This window comes from Ruegeria sp. BE9, assembly GCF_056538765.1.
Genome location: NZ_JBQFTS010000009.1, coordinates 58,428 through 80,418 on the forward strand (window position 1 = coordinate 58,428; position 21,991 = coordinate 80,418).

A 21,991-nucleotide genomic window follows, 5' to 3' on the forward strand; every position below is an offset into this window, starting at 1 on the left:
CGAATGGGTTTGCGCAACTTCTTTGACCGGATCGAGCCGAACTTTACGAAGGGCGGCAAGTACGAGAAGTACTTCCCCATCTACGAGATGGTGGAAAGCTTCATCTACACTCCGAAAACCGTAACCACCGTCGCCCCCCATGCGCGGTCCTATGTGGATATGAAGCGGATCATGACCTACGTCGTGATTGCGACGATCCCATGTATCCTGTGGGGGATGTGGAACACCGGCTATCAGGCGAACTCGGCGATTGCCGCGTTGGGACCCGATTCAGCGACAGGCTGGCGGATTGCTCTGCTGCAGATGTTCGGCATCTCTTTGGACCCGTCCAGTTTGTTTGCAAATGTCATGCACGGTCTGCTCTACTTCCTGCCGATCTATATCGTGACTCTGGTTGCCGGTGGTATCTTTGAAGTCATCTTTGCGACCGTCCGCGGTCACGAGGTGAACGAAGGTTTTCTTGTCACGTCAATGCTTTACACGCTGATCATGCCCGCAACCACGCCTTTGTGGCAGGTGGCATTGGGTATCATCTTTGGCGTCGTGATCGGTAAAGAAGTATTTGGCGGCACGGGTAAGAACTTCCTCAACCCTGCACTGGTTGGTCGAGCGTTCCTGTATTTCGCCTATCCGGCGCAGATGTCTGGTGACTCAGTCTGGACACCAGTTGATGGGTTTTCCGGCGCGACAGCTCTGGCTGTTTCTGCTGCTGAGGGTGTTCAAGCACTGGCGGCAGACGGCATCAATTGGTCGAACGCTTTCTTCGGCACCATTCAGGGTAGCTTCGGCGAGACGTCGACACTGGCTTGTCTGATCGGTCTGGCCTTCTTGCTGATGACCAAGATCGCCAACTATCGCCTGATCGTGGGCTGTCTGGGTGGCACCATCGGGTTTACACTGCTGCTCAACCTGATCGGATCGGACACCAACCCGATGTTCGCCATGCCCTGGTACTGGCACCTCGTTTTGGGTGGTTATGCGTTTGGTCTGGCCTTCATGGTCACGGAACCGGTATCCGCGAGCCATACAAATGTCGGGCGTTACATCTACGGCGCGCTGATCGGTATCATGGTTGTGCTGATCCGTGTGGTGAACCCGGCTTTCCCCGAAGGCATGATGCTGGCAATCCTGTTCGGTAACGTCTTTGCCCCGCTGATCGACTATTTCGTCGTTCAGGCAAACATCAAACGGAGGGCGCGTCGCCATGTCTGATACGCAATCCCAAGAACCTAAAGGCGCGATTGCCAAGTTTTTGGCGGCTTCGCCGGACTCGGTTGGCAAGACGATTTTTGTTGCCGTCGCCGTCTGCCTTGTTGCCTCGATGGTCGTGTCCGCCGCTGCGGTCAGTCTGCGCCCGGTGCAGGAAGCCAACGCTCTGAAAGACAGGCAAATGAACGTTCTGCAGGTGGCGGGTGTCTATGAGCCCGGCATTGACGTCTCCGAGGCCTTCGCCGCATTCGAGCCGCATGTGCTGGAACTGGCCACTGGCGAGTTCGTCGATGATCAGTTCGACGCGGCCACTTTCGACGATACCGCAGCCGCCAGCGACCCCGAGCTGAGCGTCGCGCTCGATGACGACCCGGCAGGGATCGGCCGCAAGGCAAAATACCGCGTGATCTACCTGCTGCGCGACGATGCAGGCGATCTGGACAAAGTGATCCTGCCGCTGCACGGCTATGGTCTGTGGTCCACGCTTTACGGCTTTATCGCGTTGGAGAGCAACGGCAACGATATCTACGGCCTGCAGTTCTATCAGCACGGTGAAACACCGGGCCTTGGTGCCGAGGTGGACAACCCGCGCTGGAGAGCGCTGTGGAGCGGTAAGAAGCTGCGCGATGACGCGGGTGAACTACAGATCACAGTCGCCAAATCGCAGCCAGCCGCTGGCCCTGATTTCTACGTCGACGCGCTGGCCGGTGCCACGCTGACCTCGGTCGGTGTCGATAACCTGGTGAAATTCTGGATGGGTGACGCGGGCTACGCTCCGTTCCTGGCCAAACTGCAAGCAGGAGAGTTCTAATGTCTCAGACCAAGAAAGAGATGCTGGTCGACCCGCTTGTCGACAATAACCCGATCACCTTACAGGTTCTGGGCATCTGTTCCGCCTTGGCGGTGACGTCCTCGCTGCAGGTGGCCTTTGTGATGGCGCTGGCGGTGACCTTCGTTACCGCGTTCTCGTCGATGTTCATCTCTATGCTGCGCAACCAGATCCCGGGTTCGATCCGGATCATCGTGCAGATGGTAATCATCGCGTCGTTGGTTATCCTGGTTGATCAGGTCCTAAAGGCCTATGCCTTCCAGATCTCGAAAACTCTGTCGGTTTTCGTTGGTCTGATCATCACCAACTGTATCGTGATGGGCCGCGCAGAGGCATTTGCGATGAAGAACCCTCCGGTCGCGTCGTTCATCGACGGTCTGGGCAACGGTATGGGTTATGGCCTGATCCTGCTGCTGGTCGGCTTCATTCGTGAGCTGTTCGGAGCCGGATCGCTGTTCGGCGTAACCATTCTGCAAACCGTCAACAATGGTGGCTGGTACGTGCCTAACGGCATGCTGCTGTTGCCTCCGTCGGCGTTCTTCATCATCGGCTTGATCATCTGGGCGTTCCGCACATGGAAGCCGAACCAGGTCGAAGAACGTGAATACAAAATCCAGCAGGTAGAGGCGCACTGATGGAAGGGCTTATCTCACTGGCCGTAAAGGCCATCTTTGTCGAAAACCTTGCGCTTAGCTTCTTCCTCGGGATGTGTACCTTCATCGCCGTTTCCAAGAAGATTTCGACGGCGCTGGGTCTGGGCATTTCGGTTATGGTGGTGCAAGCGATCACTGTACCCGCAAACAACCTGTTGCTGAGCTACCTGCTAAAGCCGGGCGCGCTGGCTTGGGCCGGGTTCCCTGATGTGGACCTGACCTTCCTCGGCCTGATCTCGTATATCGGTGTGATCGCAGCGATGGTGCAAATCCTCGAGATGGTTTTGGATAAGTACTTCCCACCGCTTTACAACGCGCTGGGTATCTTCCTACCGCTGATCACGGTGAACTGCGCGATCCTGGGTGGTTCGCTGTTCATGGTAGAGCGCGACTACAACTTTGCCGAGGCTGCCACCTACGGTTTGTCTTCGGGCTTTGGCTGGGCATTGGCAATTACCGCGATGGCCGGTGTGCGTGAAAAGCTCAAGTACTCGGACATTCCCGATGGCCTTCAGGGTCTGGGGATCACCTTCATCACCGCAGGTTTGATGGCGATGGCCTTCATGTCCTTCTCTGGCGTGAAACTGTAAGGAGGGGCGCATGGAAACCTTTAGCTTAGGCGTCGTTCTATTTACCCTGATCGTTCTGGCGCTGGTGGCCATCATTATGGCCGCGCGGTCCAAGCTGGTGTCGACTGGCAACGTCAACATCACGATTAACGGTGAGAAAACTGTTTCAGTCCCTGCTGGTGGCAAACTGCTGCAAACACTCGCGGCCGAGAAGCTGTTCGTTCCCTCCGCCTGTGGCGGCGGCGGTACGTGTGCTCAGTGCCGGGTGAAAGTACACTCTGGTGGCGGGTCGATCCTGCCGACCGAAGAAAGCCACATCACCAAGCGTGAGGCCGCCTGCGGCGATCGGCTGTCTTGTCAGGTTGCGGTCAAGCAAGACATGGACATCGAAGTTCCCGAAGAGGTCTTTGGCGTCAAGAAGTGGGAATGTACAGTTCGCTCGAATGAGAACGTTGCTACCTTTATTAAAGCGCTAACTCTTGATCTGCCCGAGGGAGAAGATGTGAACTTCCGCGCCGGTGGTTACATCCAAATCGAAGCGCCTGCGCACCAGTTGGCCTATACCGATTTTGATGTCGAAGAAGAGTACCGGGAAGACTGGGACAAGTTCAATCTGTGGCAATACAAGTCGGTTGTGAACGAACCGATCGAGCGGGCCTATTCGATGGCCAACTATCCGGACGAAAAAGGCATGATCATGCTGAACGTTCGGGTTGCTTCGCCGCCTCCGGGCTCTGAAGGTATCCCTCCGGGTCAGATGTCATCATACATCTTCAACCTGAAGCCGGGTGACAAGGTCACGATCTCTGGTCCGTTTGGTGAGTTTTTCGCCCGCGAGACCGAGAAAGAGATGGTGTTCATCGGTGGTGGTGCCGGTATGGCTCCGATGCGCAGCCACATCTTTGATCAGCTCAAGCGGCTTGAGAACCGCAATCGGAAGATCAGCTTCTGGTACGGAGCGCGGTCGAAGAAAGAGATGTTCTTTGTCGAGGACTTCGATCAGTTGGCTGAAGAATTCGACAATTTCGAATGGCATGTTGCGCTCTCAGACGCGCAGCCAGAGGACGATTGGAAAGGCTACACCGGCTTCATCCACAACGTTCTTTTCGAAGAGTATCTGAAGAACCACCCCGCGCCTGAAGACTGTGAGTTCTACATGTGTGGTCCGCCGATCATGAACCAGTCAGTCATTAACATGCTGTTGGACTTGGGCGTGGATCGCGAAGACATTATGCTCGACGACTTTGGCGGGTAACAAAACGAAAAACCGGCGCTTTACGCGCCGGTTTTTTTAAAGTCGAAGATCATTCAAACCTTTGGGCAGACAGGATTTGACGTCGAACAAGACGCTCTGATCCTTGCCGAAAGCGCGTATTTGCTCAGGATCTAGATCCAGAAACGCTTGATGCGCAACGGCTAGAATAACGCCGTCATAGGCACCCGACTCTGGCTTTTCTATCAATGAAATCCCGTATTCGGCTTGAGCTGCATCTACGTCGGCGTGTGGGTCGTAAACGTCTACGGCTACTCCATAATCCTGCAGTTCTTCGATGATATCGACGACGCGAGTATTGCGTAGGTCCGGACAGTTTTCTTTGAAGGTCAGTCCCATTACCAACACACGGGCTGCTCCTACGTTGATACCGTCGCGCATCATGCGTTTGACCAGTTGTGAGACGACATAACTGCCCATGCTGTCATTCAGTCGCCGACCCGCGAGAATGATCTGTGGGTGATGTCCGACAGCTTCGGCTTTGTGGGTCAGGTAGTAGGGGTCTACACCGATACAATGCCCACCGACCAGACCGGGGCGAAACGGAAGGAAGTTCCATTTGGTTCCCGCTGCCTTCAAAACGGCGTCAGTATCAATATCCATTCGACCAAAGATCATTGCCAGTTCGTTCACCAGCGCAATGTTCAAGTCACGTTGAGTATTTTCGATGACCTTGGCCGCTTCGGCCACACGAATACTTTCGGCCTTGTGTGTGCCAGCGGAAATGATCCGGGAATACAAAGCATCCACCAGTTCGGCTACCTCAGGAGTCGAGCCGGACGTAACTTTGCAGATATCTGAAATCCTATGCGTTTTGTCACCCGGGTTGATCCGCTCGGGGCTGTAGCCAGAAAAGAAATCCGCGTTGAATGTCAGGCCTGAGGCACGTTCAAGAACCGGTACGCAGTCTTCTTCGGTCGCGCCCGGGTAGACAGTGGATTCGTAAATCACAAGATCACCCGGCTTAAGCAATCCACCAACCATTTCCGAAGCCTTTAACAAAGGAACAAGGTCGGGTTGCTTTTGGGCCGTGATCGGGGTTGGAACCGTAACGATGTACGTATCACATGAGGCGAGGTCATCTGGATTGGTCGAAAATGTCAAACCGGTTGCCTCGGCCAACTCGCCAGGCTCAACCTCGCGGGTTGCATCGTGTCCGGATTGAAGAGCATTTATTCGGTCGGGGTTAATGTCAAACCCCACGACTTGGCCGACTTTTCCAAATGCTACGGCCAAGGGCAGTCCGACATAGCCTAGACCAATAATTGCGATGCGCCGCGCATTGGGGTCGTTTTCTAACACTTTGGTCATTTGCGATGATAGTCCCGAAACCATTCGACAAACTGGGCAATGCCGTCTTTGAAGTCCGTTTGAGGCCGATAACCCGTTAACTTCTGTAGTAGATCATTGTCGGCCCAAGTAGCCGGAACATCTCCCATCTGCATTGGCATGTAGTTTCGGATCGCTTTTTTCCCCAAGGCTTCTTCGATGGCCTCAATAAAATCCATCAAACGCACTTTGTCTCCGTTGCCGATGTTGACTACACGCCAGGGCGCGGCTGGTGACAGGCTGTCGCCTTCTTCGATCTCATCGGCTCTGGCGGGACGTACCGGAGGCACATCGATCAGCAGTCTAATTCCTCGAACAAGGTCATCGATGTATGTGAAGTCGCGGTACATGTCGCCGTGATTATAAATGTCGATCGGCCGCTCATCCAATATTGCGTCCACGAATTTGTACAAAGCCAGGTCTGGTCGGCCCCAGGTTCCGTACACGGTGAAGAACCGAAACATGGTGGTAGGCAGGTTCCAAAGGTGGGCGTAGGAATGGGCCATCGCCTCATTCGCCTTTTTGGTCGCAGCATAGATCGTCAGAGGAGAGTCGGTCTTTTCGACTTCGGTGAAGGGCATAACTTCGTTGGCGCCATAAACTGAGGAGGTCGAAGCCATCAAGAGGTGATCGACTTTGTGCTGACGGGCGGCTTCCATCACGTTGAAAGTGCCGACGACATTTGAGTTTATGTAACTGCGCGGGTCTTCAAGGCTATAGCGAACACCGGCCTGTGCAGCTAGGTGTACGATCACATCGGGCTGAAACTCATCGGCCACCTGCATCAAACGTTCGTGGTTTTCCAGCAGGTCTTCGGTTGCCGAAAACCCAGGCGTCTGCAAAAGCATCTGGTGGCGGCGGCGTTTCAGGTTGACGTCGTAATAGTCCGTCATCCCATCATAGCCATGTACGCGGAACCCTTCGGACAGCAGGAGTTTTGCTAGATGAAATCCAATAAATCCTGCTGTGCCTGTGATCAGAACCCGTTTCATGAAACCCTCGACCCTAATGCAACCTTTGATGCATCAGGGATACTGTCACCAAGGCAAGGTCAAGGGAAATCTGGGCGAATTCGATTAACCGACGATCATCTGTTTCATTCGCAGCGCTTCGTATTCCAGTTCCTTGAGACGGAAATGAACGACGTCACCGATCGTGATTACACCTTGCAGGTTGCCGCCGCTCAACACTGGCATGTGACGAAAACGGCCTTCGGTCATGGTTTTCAGCACATCGTTCAACAAATCTTCTGGCGCGCAGGTTTTTACCTCGCTCGTCATCAGGTCTTCGACTGATTGTGGTAGAGTTTGGCCGGGTGTGTCCGCCATACGGCGCACGATGTCTCGCTCGGATAGAATTCCCATCAGAGAACCGTTTTGGTCCGTCACGAGAACTGCACCGATCCGCTTTTCTTTTAGAGTATTGACGACCGAGTGGATCGTTTCGTTTGGGCGCACAGAAAAAACGGCATCGCCTTTGCCTTCGAGCAATTTCGCAACCGTTGTCTGTGTGTGGGACAGGTTGGAATCAACGGATTGGCTGTGTGTCGACTTGTCCGCCTTGTCGCCGCGGGTGGGCGGCTTGTAAGAGCTTGGGGCCATTGGCATTCTCCTCTTAAACCTGAGATGGCTTACTATTACCTTACCGCAGCCAACTGACCTGTATAGAGTACAAATGCCCCAACTGGGGAAAACTGCTGCGAACCAAGGATATCCGGCCTTTTGTCTAATCTGTTTCTCACCCCGCCAATTGCTGCGCTGATCTTCTTCTTTGTTGTTGTTTGCGGGCATAATTTCAGGATGGCCTGGAAACAACAAAAGCCCGGCTGGCAAAGAAAGGCATGGTTGTTTGGTGTGCCGGCGGGCATCGGCTTACTAACGCTCGGGTTCCTGCCACTGAAGATGTGATGTCGGTTTGACTCTGATAGGGGGCGCTGGCATACGCCGAACACGCTATCATCAGGAGGTTTCCTATGCGCCTTTTGCCCGTTTTGGCTGTTGCCACGCTTGTTTCCGGTTGCCTGTTCGACGAGGAACCCGAAGTGGTCCGCCTGTCTGGTGAAACAATGGGAACCACCTTTAATGTGACCGCCATAGGTACTGATGTCGACGAAGTCGCGCTGGCGGCAGCGGTTGAAGAGACCTTGGCCGCGGTAAACGGCAAGATGTCCAATTGGGACCCCAACTCCGAGGTTTCGACCTTTTCCGCCGCGAACAGCACTGAACCGACGCCGGTCTCGGAAGAATTCGCCACAGTTATTGCGGCGGCACAGGACGTCCATGAAAAGTCCGGTGGGACTTTCGACGTGACCCTCGGGCCGCTGATCGAGCTATGGGGGTTCGGTCCGCGTGAGCCCGAAGATCCTGTGCCTTCGGATGCAGATATCGAGGCCGCACTGGGTAGTGTCGGTCAGTCTCGTCTTCTCAAGCTTGATCGTGATGCGGGAACTCTGTCCAAGTCAGACGCTGGTGTAGGCGTTAATTTGTCTGCAATTGCCAAAGGATATGGTATCGACGCCGTAGCTGGAACGCTGCGAGATGCTGGGATTGCCAACTATATGGTCGAGATCGGCGGCGATCTTGTCACCATGGGTAACAACGATAAGGGCGAGGCCTGGCGGATTGGCATCGAGAAACCGCAAGCGGGTGCTCAGAATATTCAGCTGATAGTTAAGTTGGACGATTTGGGGATGGCCACCTCGGGTGACTATAAGAACTTCTTTGAACAGGATGGGGTGCGATATTCGCATATCATCGACCCGACGACCGGCCGTCCGATCACGCATCGGACAACTTCGGTCACTGTTTTGGCCGAAAATGCAATGATGGCGGACGCTTGGGCGACTGCAATGTTGGCGCTTGGCCAGGACAAGGGAATGGAATTGGCCGAAAAGCATAAACTTGCCGTGTATTTCATCTCGCGGGATGTGACAGCTGGCGAAGATGCCTATATCACGGTACATAGCAGTGCGTTCAAAGACGCTTTGGGCACCAACTGACGGGGTAGGGACCATGATGAGCACCTTTATTCTGGCCTTTGTATTGTTGCTGATCATCACGGTCGGCATGTCGTTGGGCGTTATGCTGATGGGTAAAACCATCAAAGGCAGCTGCGGTGGTTTGAATGCGATCTCTGGGGCGGACAAATGCGTCGTCTGCCAGAAAGACGTTGATCCGGACAGCCCGCTTCGTGACAAACTGCAGTGCAAACGCGCCCAGAAAATGCTTGAGCAAATGGAGCGGCAGGCCTGACGCAAGTTTAAGCTTCGCACTAAGGATGGAAATGCTTAAACAAGTTTCGGAAGATTTCCGGAGAAACTAGCTTTGGCCAGAACCAAAAACATCCTTTTCATTATGTTCGACCAGCTGCGCTGGGATTACCTAAGTTGTTACGGCCATCCACACCTGCATACGCCGAATATTGATCGCCTAGCAGCGAAAGGTGTCAGATTTAACCGAGCCTACATTCAGTCGCCAATCTGTGGCAGTTCCCGAATGTCTACTTACACCGGGCGTTATGTTCACTCGCACGGTGCCTCGTGGAATGGGATTCCGCTAAAGGTTGGTGAGATGACAATGGGCGACCATCTGCGCAAGGCCGGGATGGATTGCTGGTTGGTCGGCAAAACCCACATGCGGGCTGACGCCGAGGGGATGGCCCGTCTAGGGTTGGAACCAGACAGCCTGATTGGGGCGCGTGTAGCTGAATGTGGGTTCGATGTGTTCGAGCGCGATGACGGTATGTTGCCTGAAGGGCCTGATGGATTTTACGACCCAAATGGTGCCAAGCAATACAACAAATACCTGAGTGAAAAAGGCTATGAGAGCGATAACCCTTGGCACGACTTTGCAAATTCAGGGTTGGACGCTGACGGTAACGTGTTGTCGGGGTGGTTTCTTAAGAACTCAACAGAGGCGGCTAATATCGCTGAAGAGGACAGTGAAACGCCATACCTGACAGGTCGGGGCATCGAATTTATGGAAACCCACGAAGGCCCTTGGTGTTGTCACCTTAGCTTTATCAAACCGCATTGGCCTTATGTTGTGCCCGAACCTTATGCTTCGATGTACGGGCCTCAGCATGTTTTGCCAGTCGTTCGGTCTGAGGTAGAACGCCAGAACGCGCATCCGGTGCTGAAAGCGTTCATGGACACGAAAATAGGTCAGACGTTTTCGCGCCAGGATGTGCGCGATGCGGTTATCCCGGCCTACATGGGATTGATCAAACAGGCGGACGATCAAATGGGCCGGCTGTTCGACTGGATGGAAAAGGCCGGGCGAATGGACGACACAATGATCGTGCTGACCTCGGACCACGGTGATTTTCTGGGTGATCACTGGATGGGTGAAAAGACGTTCTTTCAGGACGCCTCAACCAAGATGCCCCTCATCATCTATGACCCATCTACCAAAGCTGACGCGACCCGAGGCACCGTCTGCGATGCTCTGGTCGAGTCCATAGATTTGGCGCCGACCTTTGTCGAAGCCGCCGGAGGGGAAGTTGCGAGCCACATCCTCGAGGGAGAGTCCTTGTTGCCTATCCTGCATGGCGCGACTGATGAAACTTCGCGGGATTTTGTGATCTGTGAATACGATTATTCTGCTTCGCCTATCGCCGAACTGTTAGGCGTTTCAGTCCGTGATGCAGCGCTGTTCATGGTCGCAAACAAAAAGTGGAAATTGATCCATTGCGAAGGCGGATACCGCCCCATCCTTTTTGATCTCGAGAACGACCCAAATGAGCTGACAGATCTGGGCGAAAGCAAAGACCATGAGGATGTCGTTGCCCAAATGTACGACCACCTGTTCAAATGGACGCGCAGGCAGTCGCAGCGTACAACTCGGTCCGAGGAGCAACTGATCGAGATGCGGACCAAAAGTCGGGGGAAAGGCGTGGTCTTAGGTGTATACGACGAAAATGACGCCCCATTGAATCTGACGGTGAAATATCGCGGGCGTAAGGCCCGACCTTTCACCGAGTATATCAAGCCCCACATGGGTTAATTCTGGGTCGCGCGTGACGAAAGGCGGTTCAACTGCGCGGGGTCAGGCGATAAAAGACGGACCAAGAGCAGAAACCGGAGAGCCGAAAATGACCGCCCCCAAACCCGTTGTCCTGTGCATTCTAGATGGTTGGGGCTTGTCGGATGATACAAAAGCCAACGCGCCGTATCTGGCCGAAACTCCGACTTTTGATGCGATCATAGCCAAAGGCCCCAGTGCGACCTTGATCACGCATGGGCCGGATGTGGGCCTTCCCAGTGGTCAAATGGGGAATTCTGAAGTTGGACACACCAACATAGGCGCGGGTCGTGTTGTAGCGATGGATCTTGGTCAGATTGATCTGGCCATAGAGGACGGTTCGTTTTTCAAGAACCAAGCTTTGCAGGATTTCATCGCCAAAGTGAAAGCGGCTGGTGGAACCGCGCATATGATGGGTTTGGTCTCAGATGGTGGGGTGCATGGGCACCTGAACCACGTCGTTGCTGCGGCCAAGGCGATTACCGACGCAGGTGTTCCTGTTGCTCTGCATGCGGTAACCGACGGGCGCGATGTAGCCCCTAAATCGGCCTTTACATACCTTGCTGAGCTTCAAGATCGCCTACCTGATGGCGCGCGTATTGTGACGGTCAGCGGGCGGTATTTTGCGATGGATCGTGACAATCGTTGGGAGCGAGTCAGCGAAGCCTACGAAGCGATGATCAAAGGGCAGGGCAGAGTATCCGATACGGCTCATCGAGCCGTTGATCACGCGTACAACCAATCGGAAACCGATGAGTTCATTGCTCCGACTGTATTGGAGGGCTTTCATGGGGTCCAAGATGGCGATGGTTTTTTCTGCCTCAACTTTCGCGCCGACCGAGCACGAGAAATATTGCGGGCCATTGGAGAACCCGGATTTTCCGACTTTGACACCGGCCCACGCCCACATCTGTCGGCTTTGTTGGGAATGGTCGAATACTCGGACGGTCACAACGCCTATATGACCACGGTCTTTCCAAAGCGGGACATCGTGAACACGTTGGGGGAATGGGTTGCAAAGAAGGGGCTCCGGCAGTTCCGTCTGGCTGAAACCGAGAAATACCCTCATGTCACTTTCTTCTTGAACGGTGGTAAGGAAGCCCCAGAGGTGGGTGAGGATCGATATATGCCGAAATCGCCCAAGGTGGCGACTTATGACCTGCAACCGGAAATGTCCTCAGCCGAAGTCACAGCCAAATTTGTTGAAGCGATTGAGGCGGGTTACGACCTGATTGTCACCAACTATGCCAATCCCGATATGGTCGGCCACACCGGGGATCTGCAAGCCGCAATCAAAGCCTGCGAAGCGGTCGATCAGGGCTTGGCGCAAGTTGTTGCCGCGCTTGAAAAAGCAGGCGGCGCAATGATCATCACGGCCGATCACGGCAATTGCGAAGTTATGTTTGATCCAGAGACTGGTGGCCCGCACACAGCACACACACTCAACCCGGTCCCGGTTGCACTGGTAGGCGGTCCACAAGGTGCCACATTGCGCAATGGCCGTCTGTCGGATCTGGCGCCGACGCTGTTAGCGCTTATGGAGTTGGAGCAACCTCTTGAGATGACCGGAAAGAGCCTCTTGTCATGACGTTGCGCGCGCTTCTTTTCGCAGCGCTTTTAACGACACCCGTCAACGCACAGACGGACTCGGCAACAGCCGCATTGAATGCCGCGCAGATGCTCGAGGAAGCCTCGGTTTCTTTGACCGAGGCTGACAGCGCCCGAGATCGCGTGCGTGCTCTGACTGAAACCATAAAGGCTTACGAGGCTGGGCTGACAGCCATGCGCGATGGTTTACGACGGGCCGCAACGCGTGAGGCGCAGCTAAACGCGGAATTGCGTAGCCGTGAGAAAGAGATCGCGCAATTGCTGGGCGTGCTGCAAACTATTGAAACAACCGCACCGCCAGTTCTCATGTTGCACCCCTCGGGTCCTTTGGGGTCGGCCAGAGCGGGGATGATGCTTTCCGAAGTCACGCCAGGCCTGAATGCCCGGGCACAGGCCTTGGCTCATGATTTGCAGGAAGTTCAGACTTTGCGGCAACTTCAGCAAAGCGCCACCGACACATTGACCGAAGGCTTGTCTGGTGTGCAGGCAGCCCGTACCCGGTTGAGCACGGCCATTGCAGATCGTACTGACTTGCCGCGCCGCTTTGTTGAAGACCCAGTGAGAACGGCGATCTTGATTTCATCCACAGAGACTCTTGAAGGTTTTGCCAGCGGCCTGTCAGAGATTTCGGAAGGAGAAATTGCTGAGACGGATGCGGACATTTCCGATCGCAAAGGCGAGATACCTCTGCCAACGCATGGGGTGCTGTTGCACCGAGCCGGAGAGACGGATGCTGCTGGCGTGAAGCGACCGGGCGTGGTTTTGGGTACCCGGCCGCGTGCTATTGTGACATCTCCGACGGCCGCGACGATTCGTTATCGCGGACCTCTACTGGACTTGGGGAATCTGGTGATCTTGGAACCTCAACCGGGACTTTTGTTCGTATTTTCAGGTCTCCAAGAAGTTTATGGTAATGCCGGTCAGGTGATCCCGGAAGGCACGCCGGTAGGCCTGATGCCCGGTGAAACGCCCGGAATCGGCGCTATTTTGTCAACAAGCAGTGATGGCACTGGAACTGACCGGTCAGAAACGCTCTATATAGAGGTAAGACAAGACAACAGCCCCGTGGACCCGGAATCGTGGTTTCGGACCGACAAGGATGGATGAACGAGAATGAAGAAATTTGTGATGGCCGGATTGGCCGGAACCGTGGCAGGTATAATCGCAACTACCCAGATCGCAGGGCCGTTGCTGGCCCAAGAGGCCGACAGCAAGACCACTGTGTACGAACAGCTGGATTTGTTCGGTGACATTTTCGAACGCATCCGTGCGCAATATGTGGAAGAGGTCGAGCCCGAAGAGCTGATTGAAGCTGCCATCGACGGTATGTTGACCTCGCTGGATCCGCATTCCAGCTATCTGTCCCCCGACGACGCTGAACAGATGCGCGTTCAGACGCGTGGCGAATTTGGCGGTCTGGGCATCGAAGTCACTCAGGAAGAGGGCTTTGTGAAAGTGGTTTCGCCGATCGACGATACCCCGGCAGATGAAGCCGGGATCGAAGCCGGCGATTTTATCACCCATGTTGATGGTGAGAGCATCCTGGGTCTGACTCTGGACAAGGCGGTTGATCTGATGCGAGGCCCTGTCGGGTCCGAAATCGTGATCACCGTTGTTCGTGAAGGTGAGCAAGAGCCATTCGACGTCACCATTATCCGTGACACCATTAAACTGACAGCCGTCCGCGCCCGTACCGAAGGTACCAGCGTTGTGCTGCGTGTGACCACCTTTAACGACCAGACCTTCCCGAACCTTGAAGAGGGGCTGAACGAGCAAATCGAAGAGGCCGGAGGTATCGACAAGGTAAATGGCTTTGTTCTGGATTTGCGTAACAACCCGGGTGGTTTGCTGACGCAGGCGATCAAGGTCTCGGATGCATTCCTTAACGAAGGTGAGATTGTTTCGACCCGTGGGCGTGATCCGGGCGAGGGCGAGCGGTTCAACGCGACCCCCGGCGATCTTGCCGAAGGCAAACCTATCGTGGTCCTTATCAATGGCGGGTCTGCTTCGGCTTCAGAAATCGTGGCCGGTGCATTGCAAGATCACCGTCGGGCCATCGTGGTCGGCACCAAGAGCTTTGGCAAAGGCTCGGTTCAGACAGTCATGCCACTGCGCGGCGATGGCGCGATGCGCTTGACGACCTCGCGCTACTACACGCCATCGGGACGTTCGATCCAGGCGCTTGGCGTCAGCCCTGATATTATCGTTGAGCAGCCGCGTCCGACGCCGGATACCGAAGAAGAGGACGAAAACGCCTTTACCCGGTCCGAGGCAGATTTGCGTGGCAGCTTGAATAACGACAGTCTGAGCGAGGACGAAGTTCGTCAGATCGAAGAAGACCGTGCCCGCGCCGAAGCCACAGCCGAATTGCGGGAGCAGGATTATCAGTTGGCTTATGCAATTGATATCCTCAAAGGGCTGTCTGCATTCAACCCGAATGGGCCGTCACAATAATAGAGAAAAGGCCGCCTTGTAGGCGGCCTTTTTTCTGATCAACTCTCGACCTTATGTAATTTTTCTTCGTCCAGCATGATCGCCAGTAGAACGCCAATCGACACGGACAGGGTCGCGAAGATGAACGCCGTATTCATTCCTGTATCAAAGGCGGCGGAAATTGCTGATTTAACCTTTTCGGCGTCGGCTGCGCTTAGTTTTTCCATTACGGCCTTTGCCGAAGGTGTAGTCAGTGTGCCGCCGTTGATAGCCCGCTGACCGGCTTCCGAAATGCTAACTCCGGCCGCTTTGAGGTCCTCACCAAGACTTCGCAAGCTGACGAGGTACATGATTGCAGTGGCGCATGCGACGGAGATCGCACCGTAGACGAGATGGGTCATAAAGCTTAGGCCGCCCACCAAACCAGCCCTTTCCGGTTTCACGGCGCAAACGGCGGCGGTGCCTGATGGCCCAACGGTCAACGTGGCGCCCAGCCCGATCATGGCCATCCCGGGTAAAATTTGAAAATATCCGAACCCCGACGGCAAGACGACAACGCTCGCTGCTCCAATCGTTGCGCAGAGGTATCCCCAGAACAAAAGCCGCTTGGGTCCGAAGTCGTTGTACAATTTGCCTGATACGATGGAGCCTACGGCCAGCAAAACCGTCAAGGGGGCCAAGCCAAACGCCGATTGAAGGGTCGACCAGCCCAGAACCTTTTGCATGTACTGAGGGAAATACATCAACCCAACAAAGGCCGCCGAAACGTTGAACATGTTGAGGCCTAGGGTGATCCGAAACTCCCGGTTTTGCATCATTTGAGGCAGCAGCAGCGGCTCTTTCACACGCTTTTCAACTTTCGGGAACAGAAAGAAGAGTACAGCACTTACGAAAAACAGCATGAGAAGGGGTGCGGATGTCCAACCCCAATCCGCGCCCACGTCCAGTCCGTAAAGTAACAAAAGAACGGCAAATGACAGGATGCCCATACCGGCAAAGTCGATATGCTCACCTTGCTTATGCTGGGTTTCGCGCTGCATCAGGATCAGCGCTGTCACCATCGAGATGGTCGAAAACAAGACGTTCGCAAGGAAGAACAGCCGCCAATCACCGAGGCTAACGACCGTCCCGCTGATCAGTGGGCCAATGACGTTGCCGCAGGTGACACCAGCCAGGATCAAGCCCATGATCATGGCGCGATGCTCGGGGCGAGAGACCTTGGTCGCACCAAACGCCAGTGTACATGGCCAAACGCACCCGGCTCCAATCCCCTGCAGTGCACGAGAGAAAATCAAGAAATCCAGGGTTGGGGAAACAAAGCACATGATGGATGAAAACAGAAAGATGGACAGTCCGATCAGCATCATCTTTCGATGCCCGAACATGTCGCCCATTCGCCCTCCTGCAACCATAGTCATCGCAAAAAACAGGGCGTAGATGTTTAAAACCCATTGGGTGCTGGTGATGTCTGCGTCGAAACTGTTCTCGATAGCCGGTACCAGGATCAGTGCGCCGGTAAAGTCGATGCCGATCCCGAACCCTGTCACCATCAAAGCTATTACTTTGACTATGCTGCTGCGGTCCATGAGCTTGCCCCATTTGCTGCGGGTCACTCAATGATGCACGGAAATCGTTCAAAAGATAGGGATTTACCCGGGGATGGACTAGCCCTTGGCGCTTTGGACCCGGCGAAACGCTTGCTTCAACATGTCCAGTTCGGCCCGGAGAAGTTCGATCTCAGCCCGCAGGTCTTCGGCTGCGGGCGTGCCAGCAATGATCGTGAAATCACCAACTTTTTCAACTGTCGCCGCATCCACGATCACAAAGCAATGCACCCCATCCGACAGTGCGGAAACAGGGACCGTAATGCTCAGAGACCAGCCAGACTCAGCCGCTGTGATCGCAACATCATTAAGAACTTGATCTTGATATCGCACTTCGATCCGCGGTTCTCCGTCTGCTTGTAAATGGCCCGTCCAGATACCGTTTTCGAACCGGATGGGGGTCAATGTCGGATGCATCATACGGGAACTCATAGATCAGCGCGGTGGTGGCGGCAGAAGGTCAAATCGCGCAGGTTCACACGATTCATCCGAGGGTTTTCAAAGATCAAATCCAGCCAAATTTTTTCGACCCGCCGTTCATTCAAGGGAAGATGGGCCAGATCAAAATCAACCGAAACCGACGGGTCATTTAGGTCCAGTTTGCGCAAAACGTTATCGGTATTCGGGCCATGCTGGATGTTCAAGCGCCCGAACACTTCTAGTGGGCATTCGGCTTCGATCAGAGCATCTACGCGGACCAGATGTAATTTCGACAGATCCTCCGCTGCCTCGGGCGGCAATTCTACGGATAAGGAAAGGAATGACCCCTCAAACCCAAACACTTCAACTGATAGCCCGAAAGCTGCCAGATCGCTGTCGCGACCGTTTCGTGTTTGCCGCATCCCGATTTCACACAGCTTGCAATCATGAAACAGGGTGACTTGGCGATCCATAGGTGCTTTTCGTGATGCCGAAGCCAGCCCTCGACGCGGCAGCGGCCCCCGCCAGAGATCGGGCCTCCAAGACCAATCGGTGCCCAAAGGCTTGGGGAACTGAGAGGACCCTACCAAAGGACGTGAAAGCCGTCCTTCGGCCCTGTGTAGCAGCACGTCGAGATGGGTCCGCAGCTTGCGCGCTTCGTCTCGTTGTTGACGCAGGACCTGTGTCGGAATCTCTTCGGCGTCGCACGATGCTTTGCGCCAACGCTCCAATACCTTGCGGTGAATATAGCGATCCAGAAGTCTGCCCATGGTCCCATCGTCTGAACTTGCTCCCTCTTTAGTGAAAGACGGAGCGGGGGATAAGGGTGAATTTGCAATTCACACGCCAAAAATCAGTTAACTGTGACTGGGCATCTACGGCAAGGTTTGGAAGACAAGCCGCCATTCTTGCAATCGACTCTGCCAGTGCTTACCGTCTGACATCCGGTTGCAGAGGAATACGCCAAAGCACCTAAAACTCACCGAGGCAAGGCCGGGGAATGGAACCCACTCTTTTCACGTTCATTTGGAAGCATTCGAAGAAACAACAGCTTGTGCTGTTGGTGCTGACAGTTTTGTCCTTCCCGTTTCTCTATGCCTCGCTTGAACTTCCAAAGCAGATCATCAACGATGCGATCGGTGCCCCGACCGACACCGTGTCCATTCTAGGGTTCACAGTCACTCAGGTTCAGTACCTGATGATTTTGTGTGTCGCTTTCCTGGCCACCGTTATCGCCAGTGGCGTGATGAAGATGCGCATCAACACGATGAAGGGTGTTCTGGCCGAGCGTATGCTTCGTCGTCTGCGATTCACACTGATTCACCGCAGCATGCGGTTTCCCAAATCGTATTTTGCCACTACCAGCCAAGGTGAACTGGTCTCGATGATCACCTCTGAAGCCGAGCCTATGGGTGGACTAATGGGTGATGCGATAGCTCAGCCTGTGTTCCAGTTCGGCCAGATGATGACGATTGTTACGTTCTTGTTCATGCAAAGCGTCTGGTTTGGACTGGCTAGTATAGCGCTTATTCCACTGCAAGCCTGGCTGATCCCAAAGCTGCAGCGTCAGATAAACTTGCTGAACAAAGAACGCATTCAAGAGGTTCGTCACCTTAGCTCGGAAATCGGGGAAAGTGCGGCGGGTATCAGTGACCTGCGTACTAATGGCGGCTGGCGGTACAGGCTGGCGCAATTTAGCTACCGACTGGGGAACTTGTTCGAGATCCGGTTCAAGATCTACAACAAGAAATTCTTTATGAAGTTCCTCAATAACCTGATCACTCAGATGACGCCGTTCCTTTTCTACTCGGTCGGCGGATATCTGGCGATCAAAGGAGAGGTCACGGTTGGCGCTCTTGTTGCGGCGCTCGGGGCCTACAAGGATCTCAGCGGTCCATGGAAGGACTTGCTGACCTATTACAACCAGGTGCAGGACATGTCTTTGCGCTGGGAAGTTGTCACGGAACGGTTCGCCCCGGACAATATGATCCCCGAGCATCTTTTCGTCGGGGAGCCAGAGACAATTCCTCACCTGACCGGAGACATCGAACTGCACAACGTCACCGTGCGGGACGACGACGGCAAAACCATTCTTGAAGATATCGATCTGACAATTCCCAAGGGCGCGCGCGTTGCTATTCAGTCGGCCAGCGCCGCTGAGCGCAGTGCTTTGGCCCAACTTCTAACACGCGAACTGTTACCGGTGCAGGGTGAAGTGATTATAGACGGGCACAACCTGACGACCTTACATCAATCTGTCATCGCAGCTCGGATTGGCTATGCCTATTCTAGGCCGTATCTGTTTGACGGGACGCTGGGCGACAATCTTTTGATGCCCCTACGGACGCACCCCCAGCATGAGGCCGAGGCGAAATCCGACCCGGCCCGCTGGCAGATTGAGGCCGCACGGGCAGGCAATCCGACAGATTCCCTTTCGGACGAATGGGTGGATCCCGGTTTGGCTGGTTTGGACAATCTCGAAGAGATTCGAGATTGGTGGTTCAAGCTCGTCGAGGCGATGGGCATCGATGAGTTTATGTTCCGCCGCACCCTGCGCACCCAGTTTAACCCCGTGCAGCACCCGGTTTTGGCGCGGGAAATTGTCGATCTGCGCGAAACCGTGGCTGAGCGGCTGCGTGAAAAGGGTTTGGACCGTTATGTCTATCGGTTTGATCCCGAGCGGTTTAACCCAGCTGTCCCACTCGGTGGTAACCTGCTGTATGCCGCTCCTTCTCATGATATTTCGCCGGACATTTTGGCCGGTGATGACCGTTTTATGTCGATGTTGCGCAGCCATGAGCTAGACGATGATGCAATGGCGATCTCAAACGCCGTGATCGAGACGCTGAGTCAGACGTTCGGACGGGACGGCACGGACCACCCGTTATTCCTGCGTCTGGGTATGACCAAGGACATGTATCACCGCCTTCTCGATATTGAAGAGCAACGAAAGGCCAAGGGGGACGCTGGCATCAGCGAGCGAGAGCGTGCCTTGTTGCTGACCGTTCCCTTCCTTTTGACGGCGGAACAGATCGGCCCCGACTTCCCGGACGAGTACAAGGACAAGATCCTGTCGATCCGAAGCGGTCAGGCCGAGCGGTTAAGGGACTCGTTGCAGGGTATGTTCGTGCCCGTCACACCGGACGCGTATATTGCTCGAATGACTGTGATGGAGAATGCTCTGTACGGGCGGATTTCCTTGATGGCAGGTGCGCACAAGGACGAAATTGAAGATGTGGTGGCCGAGGCTCTGAACGAAGCGGGTCTGCGCCGACGCGCGGCCGCTATCATCTATGATCTTCCATCGGGTTTGGGTGGAAACAACTTGCCGACTGTGTTCCAGGAAAGGGCGGCCTTCTCTCGAGCGGGGATCAAACGCCCTGATGTTCTTATTTTGGACAAGGCTTTGGCAAGCCACGACTCGGAAAGCCGACTGAGAACCCGTCTAAAACTGCGTGAGTTGCTGCCGGATTCCATCATGATATTTATGGAAGACCATTTTGCCCATCCAGAAGCATATGATCTTTTCGTAGAAATTAAGGACGGGCGTATAGACGGCGTTTCGAAAACGCGTGATCTGGATGAACCAGTGGCGAGTGCGGATCTGAGCCGCAAACTCAAAATTCTTTCTTCGACGGACCTGTTCGCTGGAATTGACGGCCGAAATCAACGGTTGTTGGCGTTTTCGGCGCAATGGTACGACGCAGCCGCTGGTCAGACCATCTTTTCCAAGGGGCAGGTACCTGACGCGGCCTACTTATGCATCACTGGTCAGGCGCGTTTGGACTGGCCGGACGACAGTGGAAGTGTTCGCACTGTTTCCATCATTGAACCCGGGCGTTTGATTGGTGATCTCTCTATCATCACAGAAGAGACACGGCAGTTGAATTTGGTTGCGACGACCGATTGTTCTTTCCTGCGCATCGGGGCGGAAGAATTCCGTGCTGTGTTGGAAAGTGATGCGTCAGTTGCCACGCAACTTTTGAAGTCGGTCGCTCTAAACCTGACGGGTCTTGCGAGCAGAATATCTGAGACGGGCAACTCCAGCGCCTTTTTCCCAGAGGTCCCTCAGATGGTCGGGGTGGAAGATGCAGGTGAAAATGCGTGAGTCAGCCTATGCCGCTCATGAGCAGCTTGTGCGCGACGTTCGTGCGAAGCCAGAGCTGTGGAGGCTATTGGTCGGTCTAGCGATTGTCGCAGTGGTCGTGACAGTGTTGAACTTGGTTCTGTTTGCTTCAGTTGCCGGGCTTGGATCTAATGATTGGGCAGAGGACCTTCTGACGGGATCAACCCCAATGGCTATGGTTGTTCTGTTAGGGAGTTTTAGCTTCACCACCCTCGGAGTGGCCTTAGCAGCCCGACAGATGCAACACCGCTCATTAGGTTCGATCCTAGGGTCTTACAGTCTCGGGTTTTCGCAGTTTTGGGTAGTGTTCAAAGCGCTGGTGGTTTTGACAATCATTCTCGCGCTTTTGCCGCCTTACAGTATGGGGGAACCTCTTGAGCAGAACCTGGCCTTCTCCAAGTGGCTCATGTTTTTGCCGCTGTCTTTACTGGCGGTGCTGATTCAGACCAGCGCCGAAGAGGTTCTGTTCCGGGGCTACATGCAGCAGAGTTTGGCGGCGCGTTTTAGCTCGCCCTTTATCTGGATGGGGATTCCATCCGTGCTTTTCGCTGCCGGCCACTATGCCCCGGCGGCCGCTGGAGACAACGCCTTGCTCGTTGCCGTTTGGTCCTGCCTGTTTGGCCTCACCGCGGCTGACCTAACCGCCCGTTCAGGGACATTGGGGCCTGCTATCGCATTGCATTTCTTCAACAATACAGTTGCGTTACTGTTTATCTCGTTGCCTGACAGCCTTAGCGGGCTGGCTCTTTATCTTTTGCCTCTGGATATGTCAGACACAGGTATGCTGCGGCAATGGCTCTATGTTGATTTCTTTATAATCATCGTTAGCTGGCTGACAGCACGACTTGCGCTCAGGCGCTGATTGCATTTCCTTCCGTTGCGTCTTATTTGACGTCAAAGCCGCACTAGCAAGGTTC

General features: G+C 54.5%; 20 protein-coding genes. 14 read left to right on the top strand and 6 right to left on the bottom strand.

Annotated features, from left to right (window positions below; genetic code table 11):
- Nucleotides 1-3 precede the first annotated feature (3 nt).
- The 5 genes from ACR0EO_RS19540 to nqrF are packed head-to-tail and all read left to right on the top strand — an operon-like array spanning nt 4 to nt 4,515.
- Complete coding sequence (locus tag ACR0EO_RS19540) at nt 4-1,212, top strand: NADH:ubiquinone reductase (Na(+)-transporting) subunit B (RefSeq protein ID WP_480692484.1); 1,209 nt, start codon at nt 4-6, stop codon at nt 1,210-1,212.
- Nucleotides 1,205-2,020, top strand: a complete 816-nt coding sequence (locus ACR0EO_RS19545) for a Na(+)-translocating NADH-quinone reductase subunit C (RefSeq protein WP_480692485.1) — start codon at nt 1,205-1,207, stop codon at nt 2,018-2,020. Before ACR0EO_RS19540 ends, ACR0EO_RS19545 begins: the two co-directional genes overlap by 8 nt.
- The gene (locus ACR0EO_RS19550) at nt 2,020-2,673 is read left to right on the top strand and encodes an NADH:ubiquinone reductase (Na(+)-transporting) subunit D (protein ID WP_480692486.1); all 654 of its coding nucleotides are present in this window, start codon (nt 2,020-2,022) and stop codon (nt 2,671-2,673) included. The genes ACR0EO_RS19545 and ACR0EO_RS19550 overlap by 1 nt, the downstream gene beginning before the upstream one ends.
- On the top strand, nt 2,673-3,281 hold the full coding sequence (gene nqrE / locus ACR0EO_RS19555; protein ID WP_480692487.1) for an NADH:ubiquinone reductase (Na(+)-transporting) subunit E: 609 nt from the start codon (nt 2,673-2,675) through the stop codon (nt 3,279-3,281). Before ACR0EO_RS19550 ends, nqrE begins: the two co-directional genes overlap by 1 nt.
- 10 nt (nt 3,282-3,291) lie before the next feature.
- Complete coding sequence (gene nqrF / locus ACR0EO_RS19560) at nt 3,292-4,515, top strand: NADH:ubiquinone reductase (Na(+)-transporting) subunit F (RefSeq protein WP_480692488.1); 1,224 nt, start codon at nt 3,292-3,294, stop codon at nt 4,513-4,515.
- 36 nt (nt 4,516-4,551) lie between these two features.
- Here the strand turns inward: nqrF and tviB are convergent, their stop codons facing one another.
- The 3 genes from tviB to ACR0EO_RS19575 form a co-directional block, all read right to left on the bottom strand.
- Nucleotides 4,552-5,844, bottom strand: coding sequence for a Vi polysaccharide biosynthesis UDP-N-acetylglucosamine C-6 dehydrogenase TviB (gene tviB / locus ACR0EO_RS19565; RefSeq protein WP_480692489.1), 1,293 nt, complete (start codon nt 5,842-5,844; stop codon nt 4,552-4,554).
- Nucleotides 5,841-6,854, bottom strand: a complete 1,014-nt coding sequence (locus tag ACR0EO_RS19570) for an NAD-dependent epimerase/dehydratase family protein (protein WP_480692490.1) — start codon at nt 6,852-6,854, stop codon at nt 5,841-5,843. Before ACR0EO_RS19570 ends, tviB begins: the two co-directional genes overlap by 4 nt.
- A gap of 84 nt (nt 6,855-6,938) precedes the next feature.
- Complete coding sequence (locus ACR0EO_RS19575; RefSeq protein WP_480692491.1) at nt 6,939-7,463, bottom strand: CBS domain-containing protein; 525 nt, start codon at nt 7,461-7,463, stop codon at nt 6,939-6,941.
- Nucleotides 7,464-7,583: 120 nt separating this feature from the next.
- Between ACR0EO_RS19575 and ACR0EO_RS19580 the strand changes: the two genes are divergently transcribed.
- The 7 genes from ACR0EO_RS19580 (at nt 7,584) to ACR0EO_RS19610 (ending at nt 14,945) form a co-directional block, all read left to right on the top strand.
- On the top strand, nt 7,584-7,769 hold the full coding sequence (locus ACR0EO_RS19580) for a hypothetical protein (RefSeq protein WP_480692492.1): 186 nt from the start codon (nt 7,584-7,586) through the stop codon (nt 7,767-7,769).
- A gap of 65 nt (nt 7,770-7,834) precedes the next feature.
- The gene (locus ACR0EO_RS19585; RefSeq protein WP_480692493.1) at nt 7,835-8,860 is read left to right on the top strand and encodes an FAD:protein FMN transferase; all 1,026 of its coding nucleotides are present in this window, start codon (nt 7,835-7,837) and stop codon (nt 8,858-8,860) included.
- A gap of 16 nt (nt 8,861-8,876) precedes the next feature.
- Nucleotides 8,877-9,113 (top strand): (Na+)-NQR maturation NqrM, encoded by a 237-nt coding sequence (gene nqrM, locus ACR0EO_RS19590; RefSeq protein ID WP_480692494.1) that lies wholly within the window; start codon nt 8,877-8,879, stop codon nt 9,111-9,113.
- Between the two features lie 72 nt (nt 9,114-9,185).
- Nucleotides 9,186-10,865: a sulfatase-like hydrolase/transferase gene (locus ACR0EO_RS19595; protein WP_480692495.1), complete on the top strand. Its 1,680-nt coding sequence runs from the start codon at nt 9,186-9,188 to the stop codon at nt 10,863-10,865.
- An 88-nt stretch (nt 10,866-10,953) separates the two neighbouring features.
- On the top strand, nt 10,954-12,471 hold the full coding sequence (gene gpmI, locus ACR0EO_RS19600) for a 2,3-bisphosphoglycerate-independent phosphoglycerate mutase (protein WP_480692496.1): 1,518 nt from the start codon (nt 10,954-10,956) through the stop codon (nt 12,469-12,471).
- Nucleotides 12,468-13,598: a murein hydrolase activator EnvC family protein gene (locus tag ACR0EO_RS19605; protein WP_480692497.1), complete on the top strand. Its 1,131-nt coding sequence runs from the start codon at nt 12,468-12,470 to the stop codon at nt 13,596-13,598. Before gpmI ends, ACR0EO_RS19605 begins: the two co-directional genes overlap by 4 nt.
- A 6-nt stretch (nt 13,599-13,604) precedes the next feature.
- Entirely contained in the window at nt 13,605-14,945 is a 1,341-nt protein-coding gene (locus ACR0EO_RS19610) for a S41 family peptidase (protein WP_480692498.1), read from the top strand.
- 38 nt (nt 14,946-14,983) lie between these two features.
- Here the strand turns inward: ACR0EO_RS19610 and ACR0EO_RS19615 are convergent, their stop codons facing one another.
- The 3 genes from ACR0EO_RS19615 to ACR0EO_RS19625 all read right to left on the bottom strand — a co-directional run bounded on the left by ACR0EO_RS19615 (nt 14,984) and on the right by ACR0EO_RS19625 (nt 17,718).
- Nucleotides 14,984-16,510 (bottom strand): MFS transporter, encoded by a 1,527-nt coding sequence (locus ACR0EO_RS19615; RefSeq protein ID WP_480692499.1) that lies wholly within the window; start codon nt 16,508-16,510, stop codon nt 14,984-14,986.
- Between the two features lie 78 nt (nt 16,511-16,588).
- Entirely contained in the window at nt 16,589-16,948 is a 360-nt protein-coding gene (locus ACR0EO_RS19620; RefSeq protein WP_480692500.1) for a hypothetical protein, read from the bottom strand.
- Between the two features lie 8 nt (nt 16,949-16,956).
- The gene (locus tag ACR0EO_RS19625) at nt 16,957-17,718 is read right to left on the bottom strand and encodes a DUF6478 family protein (RefSeq protein ID WP_480692501.1); all 762 of its coding nucleotides are present in this window, start codon (nt 17,716-17,718) and stop codon (nt 16,957-16,959) included.
- Nucleotides 17,719-17,948: 230 nt separating this feature from the next.
- Between ACR0EO_RS19625 and ACR0EO_RS19630 the strand changes: the two genes are divergently transcribed.
- Both ACR0EO_RS19630 and ACR0EO_RS19635 read left to right on the top strand, forming a co-directional pair.
- Nucleotides 17,949-21,056, top strand: coding sequence for an ABC transporter transmembrane domain-containing protein (locus ACR0EO_RS19630; RefSeq protein ID WP_480692502.1), 3,108 nt, complete (start codon nt 17,949-17,951; stop codon nt 21,054-21,056).
- Complete coding sequence (locus tag ACR0EO_RS19635; protein WP_480692503.1) at nt 21,049-21,936, top strand: CPBP family intramembrane glutamic endopeptidase; 888 nt, start codon at nt 21,049-21,051, stop codon at nt 21,934-21,936. The genes ACR0EO_RS19630 and ACR0EO_RS19635 overlap by 8 nt, the downstream gene beginning before the upstream one ends.
- Nucleotides 21,937-21,991 lie beyond the last annotated feature (55 nt).